Annotated in this window: 9 protein-coding genes and 1 pseudogene; 8 read left to right on the forward strand and 2 right to left on the reverse strand. The window is 46.1% G+C overall.

Going from position 1 to position 15,478, the window contains the following annotated elements; translation table 11 throughout:
* Positions 1-6 precede the first annotated feature (6 nt).
* Complete coding sequence (locus EL84_RS19390; protein WP_047842741.1) at positions 7-480, reverse strand: SET domain-containing protein; 474 nt, start codon at positions 478-480, stop codon at positions 7-9.
* A gap of 197 nt (positions 481-677) precedes the next feature.
* On the opposite strand from EL84_RS19390, the gene EL84_RS19395 reads away from it, so the two are divergent.
* Complete coding sequence (locus tag EL84_RS19395; RefSeq protein WP_017688769.1) at positions 678-2,234, forward strand: ABC-F family ATP-binding cassette domain-containing protein; 1,557 nt, start codon at positions 678-680, stop codon at positions 2,232-2,234.
* A gap of 453 nt (positions 2,235-2,687) precedes the next feature.
* A complete protein-coding gene (locus tag EL84_RS19400) occupies positions 2,688-7,913 on the forward strand; it encodes an S-layer homology domain-containing protein (protein WP_047842742.1) in 5,226 nt (1,741 codons plus the stop codon).
* Between the two features lie 169 nt (positions 7,914-8,082).
* Here the strand turns inward: EL84_RS19400 and EL84_RS19405 are convergent, their stop codons facing one another.
* Entirely contained in the window at positions 8,083-8,643 is a 561-nt protein-coding gene (locus EL84_RS19405; protein ID WP_036670680.1) for an NAD(P)H oxidoreductase, read from the reverse strand.
* Positions 8,644-8,821: 178 nt separating this feature from the next.
* Here EL84_RS19405 and EL84_RS19410 point away from each other — a divergent pair, with 178 nt between their 5' ends.
* From EL84_RS19410 to EL84_RS19430, 6 genes and pseudogenes are all read left to right on the forward strand, one after another.
* On the forward strand, positions 8,822-9,211 hold the full coding sequence (locus EL84_RS19410) for a winged helix-turn-helix transcriptional regulator (RefSeq protein WP_280523071.1): 390 nt from the start codon (positions 8,822-8,824) through the stop codon (positions 9,209-9,211).
* Between the two features lie 220 nt (positions 9,212-9,431).
* Entirely contained in the window at positions 9,432-11,267 is a 1,836-nt protein-coding gene (locus EL84_RS19415) for an assimilatory sulfite reductase (NADPH) flavoprotein subunit (RefSeq protein ID WP_047842743.1), read from the forward strand.
* 53 nt (positions 11,268-11,320) lie between these two features.
* A complete protein-coding gene (cysI, locus tag EL84_RS19420; protein ID WP_047842744.1) occupies positions 11,321-13,042 on the forward strand; it encodes an assimilatory sulfite reductase (NADPH) hemoprotein subunit in 1,722 nt (573 codons plus the stop codon).
* Between the two features lie 278 nt (positions 13,043-13,320).
* On the forward strand, positions 13,321-14,037 hold the full coding sequence (locus EL84_RS19425; protein ID WP_036608916.1) for a YebC/PmpR family DNA-binding transcriptional regulator: 717 nt from the start codon (positions 13,321-13,323) through the stop codon (positions 14,035-14,037).
* 589 nt (positions 14,038-14,626) lie between these two features.
* Positions 14,627-14,734, forward strand: a pseudogene (locus EL84_RS33120) (colicin E5-related ribonuclease); the annotation flags it as partial.
* 31 nt (positions 14,735-14,765) lie between these two features.
* On the forward strand, positions 14,766-15,050 hold the full coding sequence (locus EL84_RS19430) for a hypothetical protein (protein WP_047842745.1): 285 nt from the start codon (positions 14,766-14,768) through the stop codon (positions 15,048-15,050).
* Positions 15,051-15,478: the final 428 nt, after the last annotated feature.

Here is a 15,478-nt window from a genome sequence, read left to right on the forward strand (position 1 = left end):
TAACGTTTATTTACTCGTGTCCGTATCCAGGGACTGGGGTTCGGTCTCTTTTTCAACCTCATCATCATTGGACTTATTGAACTCCAGCATACGCTCCTCGTAATCGTCCAGGAACCATAACGGGTCCATACTGTCTTCCTCACCGTTGTAATTGATCACGATTTCTTCGCCAGCTTTGATGTCTGTATAAGCGTAGAAGTCAAAGGTATGGTTATCAAAATTGATATCGTAAGTAGCGTTAGGTTCATAAGAGTGGTTGATCAGACTGCCGTAACCGAGCAGAATTGCGGTATGATTCGCCCCATATTCGAACACGTAATCTTCCAAAATCGTTTTTTCGACATGCTCATGATCTTCATTTGGGTAAGGCACAACGGGTGCCTGATGGATAAGCGTTCCTTTGGCAATATCAACGGTAGCAAATACCCCGCGGTTAAACTCACCACCATCACCCAACTTGGATTGTTTCACTTCAATCATAATCTTCACCTGATGCTCTTCGAAGAGCTCCGTTCTATATAATAGTAATTCGTTAAGGCAAAATTTTAACCCATACTTTCATATAAGGCAAATTTCAGACAAAAAGGTGGAATAATTTTTAATATGGCGTTGAGTTGTGCAGGATATAACGCTTATAATATACAAAGAATTAAGTCTATATAGAAAAGGTGTCATGAATGAGCATATTAAATGTAGAAAAATTAAGTCACGGTTTTGGTGACCGTGCTATCTTTAACGACGTTTCATTCCGCCTCTTGAAGGGCGAACATATTGGTCTGATCGGGGCCAATGGTGAAGGTAAATCCACCTTCATGAACATTATTACAGGAAAACTTCAGCCGGATGAAGGCAAGGTGGAGTGGTCCAAACGGATGCGTGTTGGTTATCTGGACCAGCATGCTGTATTGAACAAAGGCCAATCAATCCGTGACGTACTTCGCGGCGCGTTCCAGTATTTGTTTGACATGGAACAGGAAATGAATGATATGTATGGCAAAATGGGTGATGTTACCCCGGAGGAACTTGAACAACTTCTTGAAGACGTGGGTACGATTCAGGATACGCTGACCAACCAGGATTTCTACATGATCGATGCCAAAGTGGATGAAACCGCACGTGGTCTGGGTCTGACGGATATCGGTCTGGATAAAGACGTCAATGACCTGAGTGGTGGACAGCGTACCAAAGTCTTGCTTGCCAAGTTGCTGCTGGAAAAACCCGATATTTTGCTCCTGGATGAGCCTACGAACTATCTGGATGAATTGCATATCGAATGGCTGAAACGTTATTTGCAGGAATATGAGAATGCATTTATCCTCATTTCTCACGATATTCCGTTCCTGAACAGTGTTATCAACTTGATCTATCACATGGAGAACCAGAATCTAACTCGTTATGTGGGCGATTATGATCACTTCCAGGAAGTGCATGAGATGAGAAAACAGCAGCTGGAGTCGGCGTACAAGCGCCAACAACAAGAGATTGCTGACCTCAAGGATTTTGTAGCGCGTAACAAAGCAAGTGTAGCTACACGCAATATGGCGATGTCCAGACAGAAGAAGCTCGACAAGATGGATGTCATCGAGATCGCTAAGGAGAAACCGAAACCACAGTTCAACTTCCGTGATGCAAGAACATCCGGCAAGCTCATTTTCGAAACCAAAGGACTTGTGATTGGTTACAACGAACCGTTGTCCAGACCACTGGATCTGCGTATGGAGCGTGGACAGAAGATCGCCCTTGTTGGTGCGAACGGAATCGGTAAAACAACCCTGATGCGTAGTATTCTGGGTGAAATTCAAGCTCTGGAAGGAACCGTTCAACGTGGTGAACATCTGGAGATTGGTTACTTCCAGCAAGAGATGAAGGATGCCAACTACAATACATGTATTGAAGAGATCTGGCAGGAGTTCCCTTCGTATACCCAATTCGAGGTGCGTGCTGCACTTGCAAAATGTGGTTTGACTACAAAACACATTGAGAGCAAGGTAGCTGTACTAAGTGGTGGGGAGAAAGCTAAAGTGCGTCTCTGTAAGCTGATCAATAATGAAACCAACCTGCTTGTGCTCGATGAGCCGACGAACCATCTGGACGTTGATGCCAAGGAAGAGTTGAAACGTGCGCTCAAGGCCTACAAAGGCAGTATTCTTCTGATTTCCCACGAACCGGAATTCTACCGTGATGTCGTTACGGAGACGTGGAACTGTGAGTCGTGGACCACGAAAGTATTCTAAATAGAGGTTGTTCAAAAAGTCCGCTTTTGATTACGAATCATGTGCGAGCTTGCGAACAAGCTCGAAGCGTGAGAAAAGGCGCGAATTTTGCTTGCAAAACAGGCAGAACTCGCGCCTTTTTTGCGTGGTTTTAACGAAAAATGTTTGAGCCCAATTCACAGTTGACAGCTTGAATAAGGCAATAATATAATTCAGGAAAGCGATTACATTTATATGTTAAAAACCTGTTTCACTGCATAGGGGCAAAGAAAACACGGTATTCCGTATGGGTATCATTGCACTTAGAAGGGAAGACGGGTCTTTTTTTGCACTCCAATGAAACCGGTTTCATTAAAATAAGGAGGTGGACAAGAGCTCGTTACTGACCACTGGTTGCTGAGGATAGGCTGAACAACAACACCGCGCTTTCAAGAACCATGCTTTCATCTTTCACGCCAAAGGAGAGAATGAACATTGGATAAACTCAGGAAACCCATGATATTTATGTTATCAGCAACACTTGCGCTGTCTTCGGGACCGTTGATGCTGCCGAGTAAGGCGTATGCCGATCTGAGCAGTATACCCGCCACGTTGTTGCAGGACGATTTTTCGGATGGGAATTACACGGAATCACCTGCGTGGAACGTAAGCTCAGGCAACTGGGAAGTGATTGCTGACCCGACAGATGCGTCCAACTTCACGCTTTTCCAGAGCGATACCAATGAAGGCATCATCTCTACTGGAGACTCCATGTCGGACATGACCGTGTCCATGCGCTTTTACACGGGAGCCGGTCAAGGATATCCGGGAATATTGCCGCGGTTTCAGGATAAGAGCAACTATTATTATTTTCAAATGCAGGTACCTAACAACAAATTGGTCTTCAGCAAAAAGGTGAATAACGGCGATACAACGTTGAAAACGGTGGACTATGCGTTTGCCAAAGATACGTGGTACACACTCAAAATAGTGCTGTCGGGTGCCACCATTCGAGGATATATCGCCGAAAATGGCTCCGATCGGTTGGTATTTGATTTAAACGATTCTTCCATTGGGTCAGGTGTTGTTGGCATTCGAAATAAGTGGCAGTCGGTACATATGGATGACGTTATTATTGCCGAGCAGCCACCAGTGAACGATGCTTTGCTCGCCATTGCAGAGCAGACGGCATCTTCGGTTTCACTGCAATGGTCTGAAATCGTAGGTGCATCAGCCTATCGCCTGTACCGTTCCTCTACGCCAGAAGGCGGTTATTCTCTGGTAACCAGTACCGGATCTTTGGAACATACGGATGTAGGATTAAGCGGGGATACGGTGTATTATTACAAGCTCGCTTATGAATACGGAGGTCTAACCGAGTCACTATGGACTGCTCCTCTGGAAGTTCGGACGACTGCGGCGGCACCACAGGCTCCTGGCGAATTAAAGGCCGAAGCACTTAATGCCACAAGCGTGAAGCTATCTTGGTCAACTGTGGACAAGTCAACGGGTTATCGCGTGGTTCGGGCCGAAGCTGGCAGTGAGCAATACGAGCAGATTTATGAAGGGAAGGGACTTACTTATACAGACCAGGAGCTTGAGCCCGGCACTAGCTACAGCTATCGTGTGACGGCCTATAATGCAGCTGGTGAGTCAGCGGCCACTGTTGCTGAAGCTACGACATACTCCATTGACTCTCCAGCAGAGTTCGCTGCCACAGCTGTGAAGGATACATCAATCTCTCTGGGGTGGAATGTCCTGCCTGGATCTGATGTAACGTATACCCTGTCCAGGTCAACCAGTGCTACGGGTACGTATCAGCAGGTCTATAGTGGCAATGAAAACACGTTTAACGATAGCGGTCTGACGATGGGCACAGGATATTTTTACATCATTCAGGCGACCGTGGACGGCGTAACTTCTCCAGCATCCGCACCGCTGGGTGTTGCCACAGTTCGCACAAGCATTACACCAGGGCAATTGTGGCCAGATCTGGACGGGAAACCGATTGATGCTCATGGGGCTGGCTTTTTCTATGATGAACAGACGGAGACCTATTACTGGTATGGCGAATATCATAAGGGCGGCTGGCCAGCTGTTGGTGTGCGTGTGTATTCATCCAAGGATCTGATGAATTGGAAGGATGAAGGCATGGCTTTAACAACAATTCAATCCATGGATGATTTTGACAATGACCCGTTGATCTCCAAATTGTATGCGGGGCGTGAAGACCGCGTGGATATCTGGGCAGATATCCGCAAAGGACGGATTATTGAACGACCAAAGGTCATCTACAACGACAAAACGAAGAAATACGTGATGTGGGCCCACATGGACGGCGACAAAGACCCCTATAACGATAATGCGAATTATGGTAAGGCGCGGGCCGGTTATGCGATCAGCGACTCTCCAACAGGGCCTTTTGTGTATCAGAAGAGTTACCGGATGGACAGAGCTCCCGAAGGGGAGAAAGATTTCTTCCCAACCGATAAGGGTATGGCACGTGATATGACGTTGTTCAAGGACGATGACGGCACTGGCTATCTGATCTACTCCAGTGAGGAAAATCTGACGCTCTATATCTCCAAACTGAATGAAGACTACAGTGACGTAACAGGGTGGCATAAGGAAGGACGAACGGATGACAAAGGCAATCCGGTACGAGATTCCACCTATCAGGCGGAATACGGCGTAGATTACGTGCGTGTGTTCCCGGGAGGGCAACGTGAAGCACCGGCGATGTTCAAGTATCAGGGGAAATATTATATTTTGACTTCCGGAGCTTCCGGTTGGGCCCCTAACGAAAACAAAGTGACGGTGGCGGATAACATTTTTGGCCCGTGGTCAACACAGACCAATCCGTTCGTGCGCACGTTGCCAACCGATCCTGATCCAGGCAAGGCATTTGGCACACAGACGACTTCCGTCATACCGGTTGATCCGGAAAAAGGCAAATTCATTTACGTGGGGGATACGTGGAATGGTGGCAATTTCTCGAATGATGCTGCAAAATACGTGTTCTTGCCAATTGAGTTTGGAATAGGCTCCGACATCGCGATCAAGTGGTATAACAGCTGGACACCTGATCTACTGAATTCGATGGGCAAGGTAGATATTGCTGATCCGTTGCCAGAAGCCGTGGCGCTAGGCAAAGTACCATCCCTGCCAACAACATTGAATGTGCGCGACGGTGGAGCACTGGTATCAACGCCAGCAGTATGGACGATTGATAACCGGGCCATGACGGCAGAGGATTTTGCCAAGCCAGGACCGCTCACATTACAGGTAACGACACCGGAATATAACAACAAAAAGCAGGCAGTTCGCGTAAATGTCATTCCGGAGAATACACTCTATTTTGTGAACAGCGGGGGTTACGAAACGGCTGATTACAGTCTCATGGGTGATTATATGAAGGGAACGCTTGCGAACCCGGAAACGGCGGATCAGATGTACGCTCCGGCTGAGGGACGTAATTGGGGTTATGTCAGCGCAGATGCACTGGCATCCGGTTCGAATGGCGGGGATATATTCTCGACCGTACGTTATCTGAACGGTGGAAATGTCAGCAATTCTCCTAAAGGCACGGACTTAACCTATAGATTTGATGTGCCAAACGGGACATACGATGTGTACGCCGGATTCAACGATCCGTGGACCAATACATCGCGCAGAGCGAATTTAATCATCAATGGCACCAATACCGGTGCAGTTACTTTTACGCCTGCCAACGTTAGAGCCCAGAAAGGCATCAGCGTGTCGGACAACAAGCTGGAGTTAACCGTGCGTAATACGGCATCACAGGACCCGATGATTAGCTGGATTATGATCGTTAAACCTGACGCCGCGCCACCTGCAAATGATAGTGCTGGCCTTACTGCTGATGCGTTAGATTCAACGAGCGCAACGCTTCGCTGGGATGCTCATCTTGGTGCAGCAAGCTACAAGCTCCACCGCTCAGATCGTGAGCAAGGTGAGTATAAGGTGGTTTACAGTGGCAATGGACGGAAGTACACGGACAGTGAACTGAACCCCGGCACGGAATATTATTACAAAGTGGAAGCTTTGGATGCGACGGGGCAATCCTTGAGAGGTGTATCTTCCGCTTATCAGGTGCATACGGCTCAGCAGAGCGCTGCCGATGTAGCTACAGGCATCACAGCATTGGAACAGCCTTCCGCAGGCACGAAAAAACTGAAGTTACCATCCGTGCCGCAAGGTTTCACGGTTAATATCGCTTCCAGTTCGGTACCGTCGGTCATTCAAACCGATGGAACGATTGTCCCACCATCTAAGGAAACAACCGTAACACTGGAGCTGGAAATTACTCGAACTTCTGACGACAGTAGAGCCCTGACTGTACCGTTGACAGTGAAGGTGCCGGTATCTGTTCCTTCCCCTGGAGGCACGGACCCTGGTTCGGGCGGTAATCCAGGCGGCAATTCCGGTGGAAATCCAGGAAATGGTTCTGGTTCATCCAGCAATGGTGGACAATCAGGAAGTGGTAACCCAAGTGCAGAGAATGCGGTACCACAACCTAAACCGGAAAAGGACCGTTCTGTTCTGGAGTTGCAGGGACAGTCAGATCAGAAGGGTTTAGTGCAGTCCAACGTGGATGCTTCAACGATTAAAGATGCTTTTAAAGTTGCCCCCTCAACAGATGCGGGCCAGCGCTTGGTCGAACTTCGGCTGAAGCCGGTTTCGGGAGCAACGGCATATGAATTGTCTCTGCCTGCCGCTGCCTTGATAGATCAGGGTGAGTCACATGTGTTCAACATTGTTACAGAGCTGGGAACGTTGGAGCTTCCTGCGACACTGTTAACAAAGGATATCGTTGGTGATGGGATTGCATCAATCCGATTGGTCAGAACGGAGCTGCCAAAAACAGTCGCAGATCAGCTCGGCACGAAATATGGAGTCCAGCTTGAACTTCAACTGGATGGTCAACCATGGCCATCGGAAAGCCAGTTAATACTTCGTCTGCCTTTCCAATCCTCACAAAATGCTCAGCAGGATCGGATTGTAGCATTTGCCATTGGTGCGAACGGTGTGGCAACCCCGTTGCCGCAAAGTTACTACGATCAAAAAAGCGGGCAGCTTGTATTTTCCGTCACATCACTCACAGGAAATTATGCTGTTGTGCCTGTGGAGCAGACATTCACAGATCTTGCAGAAGTGCAGTGGGCCAAGAAAGCAATGGAGGCTTTGGCTGTCCGAGGTGTAATTGATGCTGAGGCAAGCGGTGATTCCACCCAGTTACATCCAAAACAGGAGACGACCCGCGGCCAATACATGCAATGGTTGATGACTGCGCTGGGCTTGAATGCTTCTTCCGGGAATGCGTTCTCTGATGTAAACGAAAATGCTCCGTACTACGAAGCAGTTACAGCTGCGCGTTCGCTAGGTATTACTAGTGGTACCGGTGACGGGCGCTTCTTGCCAGAGTCCACGATCACTCGTCAGGAGATGATGACGTTGACAGTGAGAGCACTTGCGGCGGCTGGACTGGTTGACTCTGAGACGACTGTAACAGATAACCTTACTCGTTTCCGTGACGCTTCCGAGATTCGCTCCTATGCCAGGGATAGTGTGGCATTACTTGTGAATCTGGGTATCGCCCACGGGTACAATGGTGAAGTGAAACCACTTGCCGAAGCGACCCGAGCCGAATCGGCTACGTTGTTATATGCGATGATGAGCAAACTGGTATGGAAGAAATGATGATACACCAGAATCGTAGCGTGTGAAAAAGAAGGCTTACTTTGACCTGGAACCCAGGTTGTAGTAAGCCTTCTTGATTGTACGCCAGCCATAGGCGAAAAGTCATTTACTCAACGAACGAGTAGCTTCCTATCGTTTTGCAGTTGTTATCTGTAATGTCTGCGAATTGTTAATTGTAATGTTTGCCGATTTGATATGCTTGCTCCAGCAAGCTTTCGATATGCTCTTTGGATTCTGAAATGGTTTCATAGAGGAATTCGACTCGGGATTCCTGCATTCTCGCATAGCCTGCGATCCCATTATTTAGATAGTTGGAAATCATGTTGTAATAGTCGTATTTATGGAATGAAGCCTCCGTTCCTCCAGCTAGCGCAATCCACAGTGCCTTTTTGGAGTTTGCCTTGTTCAGCAGCCCCATGTTCCATACCTTGTCCAGATAAGCTTTGAGCATGGAGGGAACGTTGTACCACCAGATCGGGAAAACAAATACAATGGCATCAGCCGCAAGCACACGATCCAGCTCTTTGCGAATCACAGGAGCATGCTGTTTATCGGGATTTTGCCAGTCTCGCTCATCTTCTACACGATATAGGGGATCGAATCCGTCATGATATAGATCGAGGATATCGATTTCATGGGAATTCTCCTGCATACCTTCTATAAAACGATTCATCACGGCAAATGTTAGGGAATCCTGTCTTGGGTGAGTAACGACCAGTTTAACTTTCATGTAGGAGTAACCATCCTTTTTTCTTTTTTATTTTGGTTAAACATTCTGACCAATGTTATTATAAGTTTCATGACATCTTCTTGAGAAGTACGCACCTGAGAGTGCTGTAGATACTTTGGGGTTCTTCGGTTACTTTTAATAACGGATATACATATATGTGAATTATGGGGGAGTACAAGTGGAACAAGAAATGAAAAAATATGAGAGTGGTGTGCAGGCCATGCTGGAACTGGTCGGTGGAAAATGGAGGATTCTTATTCTGCATCAGTTGATATCAGGTAAAAAACGTACAAGCGAACTTCGCAGAGCCATTCCTGGCATTACCCAGAAAGTCTTAACCCAGCAGCTGCGTGAACTGGAAAAGAATGAAATCATCCATCGGATCATTCATCCCCAGATTCCGCCCAAGGTAGAGTATGAGCTGACAGAGTACGGCTTGACACTACAGGACATCATTGACCGCATATGTCTGTGGGGAGAGAATCACTTGGACAGAGTATACGGAGATAAAAGCAGAGTGCTCGGAGATCATTTTAGTGACTATATTCCACTTTCAACTTCAACTTGAGCTGGCCGCCAAATTAAAATTAAAAACAAAAACCGTCCTTGATTTGAAAAGGAGGGTTTTTGTTGTTTTTTGTCCTTTATCAGCGAAACTGATAAATGCTATAAAATCATTGAAATTGACCCTCAACACCCGGTGTGTTAGGTTTTAGAGAGAAGAAATTAAATTAATGTGATGATTTTAGTCGGAATTAAAATCGAAGCAATGCGCGAGGTGGCAAACAGTGGAACTTCAAGTGACAAACAGCCCTTTTAATCAAGAACAAGTTGAACTGCTTAATCGTCTTATTCCTACATTGACCGATGGACAACGTACTTGGTTGAGCGGATATATTGCAGCAATTCAGGCAAGCGCGACAATAGCGGCTCCAGCTAACCTGGTACAGGTTGCACCAGCTACAGGTATTGCACCTGTTAGTGCTCCGCCAGTATCACGGGAAGTTACCGTGCTCTTCGGTTCACAAACCGGGAATTCCAGTGGCCTTTCGAAGAAGCTGGCCAAGAAACTTGAAGAGCAAGGTCTTCAGGTAACGTTGTCATCGATGGGAGATTTCAAACCGAACGGACTTAAGAAAATTGAAAATCTCCTCATCATCGTCAGTACGCATGGCGAAGGCGAACCACCAGATAATGCGATTCCGCTGCATGAATTCCTGAACAGCAAACGGGCTCCAAAGCTTGAAGGACTTCGTTACTCGGTGTTGGCTCTGGGAGATACCTCCTATGAGTTCTTCTGTCAGACAGGTAAGGACTTCGATAAACGATTGCAGGAATTGGGTGGTACAGCCCTTGTACCGCGTGTGGACTGTGATGTTGATTTTGATGAAGCAGCTGCAGAGTGGATGAATGAAGTACTGGCATCCTTAAGCAGTACATCTGCTGCTGCGAGTACGGTAACCACGGAGGCTGTTACAGCTGCGGTGAGCGGCGGGGAATCCGAATATGATCGCACGAATCCATTCAAGGCTGAAGTGTTGGAGAATCTCAATCTGAATGGCAGAGGATCGGACCGTGAAACACGCCACATTGAGTTGTCTTTGGAAGGTTCCAGCCTGGATTACGAGCCAGGTGACAGCCTTGGGGTATTCCCTGAGAATCATCCGCGCCTTGTAGATGAATTGATTGCAGCCATGGGATGGAATGCCGATGAACGCGTGACCGTGAATAAAAATGGCGATCAGGCATCTGTGCAAGAAGCGTTGCTGCGTTATTTTGAAATTACAGCTGTGACGAAACCGGTCGTGGAACAACTTGCGAAACTGAATCCTGGGAGTGGCCTGACAGCGTTACTCGCAGATGATTCCGAATTCCGCACGGTTATGAATAGCTGTGATCTGCTGGATCTGGTTCATGATTATAATCTGAAAGGGATTCCTGCCGGAGAATTTGTAGCTGCTCTTCGCAAAATTCCGGCACGTCTATACTCCATAGCGAGTAGTTCGAAGTCTTTCCCGGATGAAGTTCATCTAACCGTTCGCTCGGTACGTTATGAAGCACGTGGCAGAGAACGTTACGGTGTATGCTCGGTACATCTGGCTGAACGAATCGAAGCTGGCGACACCCTGCCTGTATATATACAGCATAACCCGAATTTCAAGCTGCCTGAGAATCCGGATACACCGATCATCATGGTTGGCCCAGGTACAGGTGTAGCGCCGTTCAGATCTTTCCTTGGTGAGCGTGAAGAAACAGGAGCAGAGGGCAAGACATGGTTGTTCTACGGAGATCAGCATTTCGCCACGGACTTCTTGTACCAGACGGAGTGGCAGCGTTGGCTCAAAGATGGTGTGCTTACTAAGATGGATGTAGCCTTCTCACGTGATACGGAACAGAAAGTGTATGTACAACATCGTATGCTGGAACACAGCAAAGAGTTGTACCAGTGGCTTCAGGAAGGTGCAAGCGTATATATCTGTGGTGACGAGAAAAAAATGGCACATGATGTGCATGCTGCGCTCACCACGATTCTTGAACAAGAAGGCGGTTTATCGCCTGAGCAGGCATCGGAATATCTGACACGGTTACAGCAGGAGAAACGTTATCAGCGGGACGTCTATTAATTACCGGCCCAGCCGGATTGCACCATCCCGCAGAGACGAGAGGAGAAAGCAGCATGGTTTATAATAACTTACTTAACCCACAGCGCACGAATAGCGATGTGGAAGATATAAAGATCAAAAGTGATTACTTGCGCGGAAGTCTGACCGAAACGTTGGCTGATCGTATCACGGGGGCTATTCCAGAGGACGACAACCGTCTGATGAAACACCACGGTAGTTATATGCAGGATGACCGTGACCTGCGTAACGAGCGTCACAAATCCAAGCTGGAGCCTGCATACCAATTCATGTTACGTGTGCGTGCTTCCGGTGGGATTGTAACCCCGGAGCAGTGGTTGATGATGGATCGGGTAGCGCATAAATATGCGAATGAGACGATTCGTCTGACTACACGTCAGTCTTTCCAACTGCATGGCGTACTGAAGTGGGATCTTAAAAACACCATTCGCGAAGTGAACGATTCGTTGTTAAGCACACTGGCTGCATGTGGTGACGTAAACCGTAACGTGATGTGTAACCCGAATCCGAATCAATCTGATGTGCATGCTGAAGTGTATGAGTGGGCATGTCAGGTGAGCAATCATTTGGACCCTCGGACCCGGGCTTATCATGAGCTGTGGCTGGACGGAGAGAAAGTGGTTGATTCCCAGGACTCGGACGAAGAAGTTGAACCAATCTATGGCAAAGTGTATTTGCCACGGAAGTTCAAGATCGGTATTGCTGTACCACCATCCAATGATGTGGATGTCTATTCACAGGATCTTGGCTTTATTGCTATTGTGGAGAACGGCAAGTTGCAAGGCTTCAACGTTTCCGTAGGAGGCGGCATGGGGATGTCTCATGGTGATGCCAAAACCTATCCTCAGGTGTCCAAAGTCATTGGTTTCTGTACGCCGGAGCAAATGATTGATGTTGCAGAGAAAACAGTTATGATTCAGCGTGATTATGGAGATCGTGCAGTTCGTAAACATGCTCGTTTCAAATATACGCTGGATGATCGTGGTGTGGAGTGGTTTGTGGATGAGCTGACCAGCCGTCTGGGATGGAAACTGGATGCGGCACGCCCGTATCATTTTGAGACTAACGGGGATCGATACGGTTGGGTAAAAGGTAATAATGGCAGATGGCACTACACGCTGTTCATTCAGAATGGTCGTGTAAAAGATGTAGACGGTTATCCGCTCATGACGGGTCTGCGTGAAATTGCCAAAGTGCATACGGGTGATTTCCGTCTGACTGCGAACCAGAATCTGATCATCGGTAATATTAGCAGCCAGAAAAAGAAAAAGATTGAAGCGTTGATTCAGCAATACAATCTGACCGATGGTGCACATTACTCTGCGCTGCGCAGAAGTTCCATGGCTTGTGTTGCGCTTCCGACCTGCGGCCTTGCGATGGCTGAGTCCGAACGTTACTTGCCGTCCCTGATCGACAAACTGGAGCCTGTATTGGACGAAGCCGGGCTGAGAGACGAAGAAATTGTCATTCGGATGACCGGCTGCCCGAACGGATGCGCAAGACCGATGCTGGCGGAGATTTCATTTATCGGTAAAGCACCAGGGAAATACAATATGTATCTCGGTGGCAGCTTCACCGGACATCGCTTGAATAAGCTGTACAAAGAAAACATTGGCGAAACCGAGATTCTGGACACGTTAACTCCAATGGTGAACCAGTATGCCAAAGAGCGCAATGAAGGGGAACATTTCGGAGACTTTGTCATTCGTGCGGGTTATGTTCCTGAAGTGTTGGATGGTCGACAATTTCACGCTTAATTGACCGGGTAAGATAACTGAAATTAGGACTGATTTAGGGCGGAAGCATTCCTTTATGGGGTGCTTCTTGTCTGCTATATATGGAGTGAATAGAGGTAACGTTAGTTGCTGCTGAGAGATTTATGAGAGGATAAACTGAGGCTAATCTTCAAATGGAGATGGATAATCACCGCAGTTATTCCCATTATTTCGTGTGTATTAACTTGTTGAAGTACGCTCAACAAGATATAATGGCATAGTAGAAAGCAGATTAAATGTTGAAAGTGAGCGGAAACGATATGGGTCGTAAGTGGAATAATATCAAGGAAAAGAAAGCTTCAAAAGATGCAAACACGAGCCGGGTCTACGCTAAATTCGGCGTTGAGATCTATGTAGCTGCCAAGAAGGGCGAACCGGACCCGGAAGCGAACCGTGCACTGAAAGTCGTGCTGGAACGTGCCAAAACGTATAATGTACCCAAAGCCATCATTGATCGTGCGATGGAAAAAGCAAAAGGCAGCGGGGATGAGAACTATGAAGAGTTGCGTTATGAAGGCTTCGGACCGAATGGTGCGATGGTCATCGTTGATGCACTCACCAACAATGTGAATCGTACAGCGCCGGAAGTGCGCTCTGCGTTTAACAAAAACGCGGGTAACATGGGTGTCAGCGGTTCTGTTGCTTACATGTTTGATCCAACAGCGGTTATCGGTATAGAAGGCAAAAACTCCGAGGAAGTACTGGAACTTCTGCTTGAAGCAGATGTGGATGTACGTGATATCGTGGACGAAGACGATGCTGTAATTGTATATGCAGAACCGGATCAATTCCACGCTGTACAAGAAGCATTCAAAGCTGCTGGTATTACTGAGTTCACAGTAGCCGAGCTGACGATGCTTGCGCAAAATCATATTGAACTTCCAGAGGATGCACAAGCTCAGTTCGAGAAACTGATCGATGCGCTTGAAGACCTTGAAGATGTTCAGCAGGTCTACCATAACGTAGAGTTCGTTTAAGATAACGAGGCGATACGTGGTATGGTTGCATCTTTGTAGCCTTGTCAGGGTAGGACAAATATTAAGAATTCATCATTTTTATAGCTCAGCGAGGGTATACATGTTAGCGCTTGGTGATTTTTATGATGATATACGTTTTCCTATTTAAGATGTCTAAGGGCAGTATTAAAACTCACTTTTTGTATGGGGAAATCCATATAAGGAGTGAGTTTTTTTATGTTATTTGAAGATGTTTACAAAGAGTTTCTTTTTGATTAGGAGATCAAGGATTATAGTATCCCCACTATAAAAGGATATAGAAATAACAATCGGGCGTTTCTAAATTACTTATGTAATGAATTTTCAGTTGTTGAAGTAGAAGAGATCAACACCTCTCACATCAAAGCATATCTTATGAACTTGGAATTGAAAGGACTATCAGAGACCTACATTAATGGAATACAAAAAAATATCCTTCATTTTTAAAATTCATTGTGGAGGAAGGGTATATCGATGAAAAGAGAAATCCAGTGCTAGGTTTGAAATGGATGAGAGAACCTAAAGTTAAACTAGTGAGGCTGAAAACAAGGCGAATGGTAAAGAAGCAGCAGCATATTTTAACGAAGATGGAAGTTATGTTACTGTTGAGGATGAATCAGGTTTAATTATTCAAGTAAGTAACAGAAACGATCAGATTGGGAACCGGATAGTACAATAAAAATTCTTACTCACCAAGAAAGGAGAAAAAAATGAGTCTTTCAAAGAATAACATTATAGACAAAGCAACAATACGTGGTGGTCTGTATTTATATAGTTTTTCGGATGCGATTGATCTAATTACTTACTGTAAGGATAATAACTTGAGCATCTTAGGAATCGATGCTTTTATAATCTCCAAGGATAAAACACAACCAGTAAGTGAGCATAGTGTTGACTATTCTGCTTCTCAGCAAAATGGGAATTGGGACAGGGCTATTACATTTATCCAGAGTAAATCAAGTTTGAATCATATGTATGAAGTTATTTACTCATAGGAAAGAGATACATCTATTGAAGAACGAACATACTCCGTTCTGGACTTGATGGCATATAAAGCTATGGTCCAATTCGTTACTAAATATTCAGAGAAGAATCCTTCTGCTAGTTTTGAACAGTTTTAGAGTTTGTGAAACTTTCGGATTCATGTACTCCAATCGACTCTAACTCATGGAAAGTGGAAGAACAATCTCGTTAGATAGTCTTTTAATTTACTTTGTGCAAAAAACACTATTAGTACTGAGCTATTAGTGTTTTTTGTGTCTCATTATTTTTCTCATTGGATGAATTAAGCATTTCATACTGTTCCTGAAAGTGCTTAGTGATGGCTTCTTTTCTAATTTAATCGAATGTTTTACCCTTTGTTTGTTCTTGTATATCACCATGTATAGGTCCTAATGATCCGACCACATCCAATAGACTTTTC

The organism is Paenibacillus sp. VT-400, from assembly GCF_001029205.1.
Lineage (GTDB): Bacteria > Bacillota > Bacilli > Paenibacillales > Paenibacillaceae > Paenibacillus > Paenibacillus amylolyticus.

Bases quoted from the DNA above. Each gene is read 5' to 3' on its own strand.
- EL84_RS19430 (WP_047842745.1), top strand. From the start codon at position 14,766: ATGAGTCTTTCAAAGAATAACATTATAGACAAAGCAACAATACGTGGT.
- cysI (WP_047842744.1), top strand. From the start codon at position 11,321: ATGGTTTATAATAACTTACTTAACCCACAGCGCACGAATAGCGATGTG.
- EL84_RS19425 (WP_036608916.1), top strand. From the start codon at position 13,321: ATGGGTCGTAAGTGGAATAATATCAAGGAAAAGAAAGCTTCAAAAGAT.
- EL84_RS19390 (WP_047842741.1), bottom strand. From the start codon at position 480: ATGATTGAAGTGAAACAATCCAAGTTGGGTGATGGTGGTGAGTTTAAC.
- EL84_RS19405 (WP_036670680.1), bottom strand. From the start codon at position 8,643: ATGAAAGTTAAACTGGTCGTTACTCACCCAAGACAGGATTCCCTAACA.
- EL84_RS19395 (WP_017688769.1), top strand. From the start codon at position 678: ATGAGCATATTAAATGTAGAAAAATTAAGTCACGGTTTTGGTGACCGT.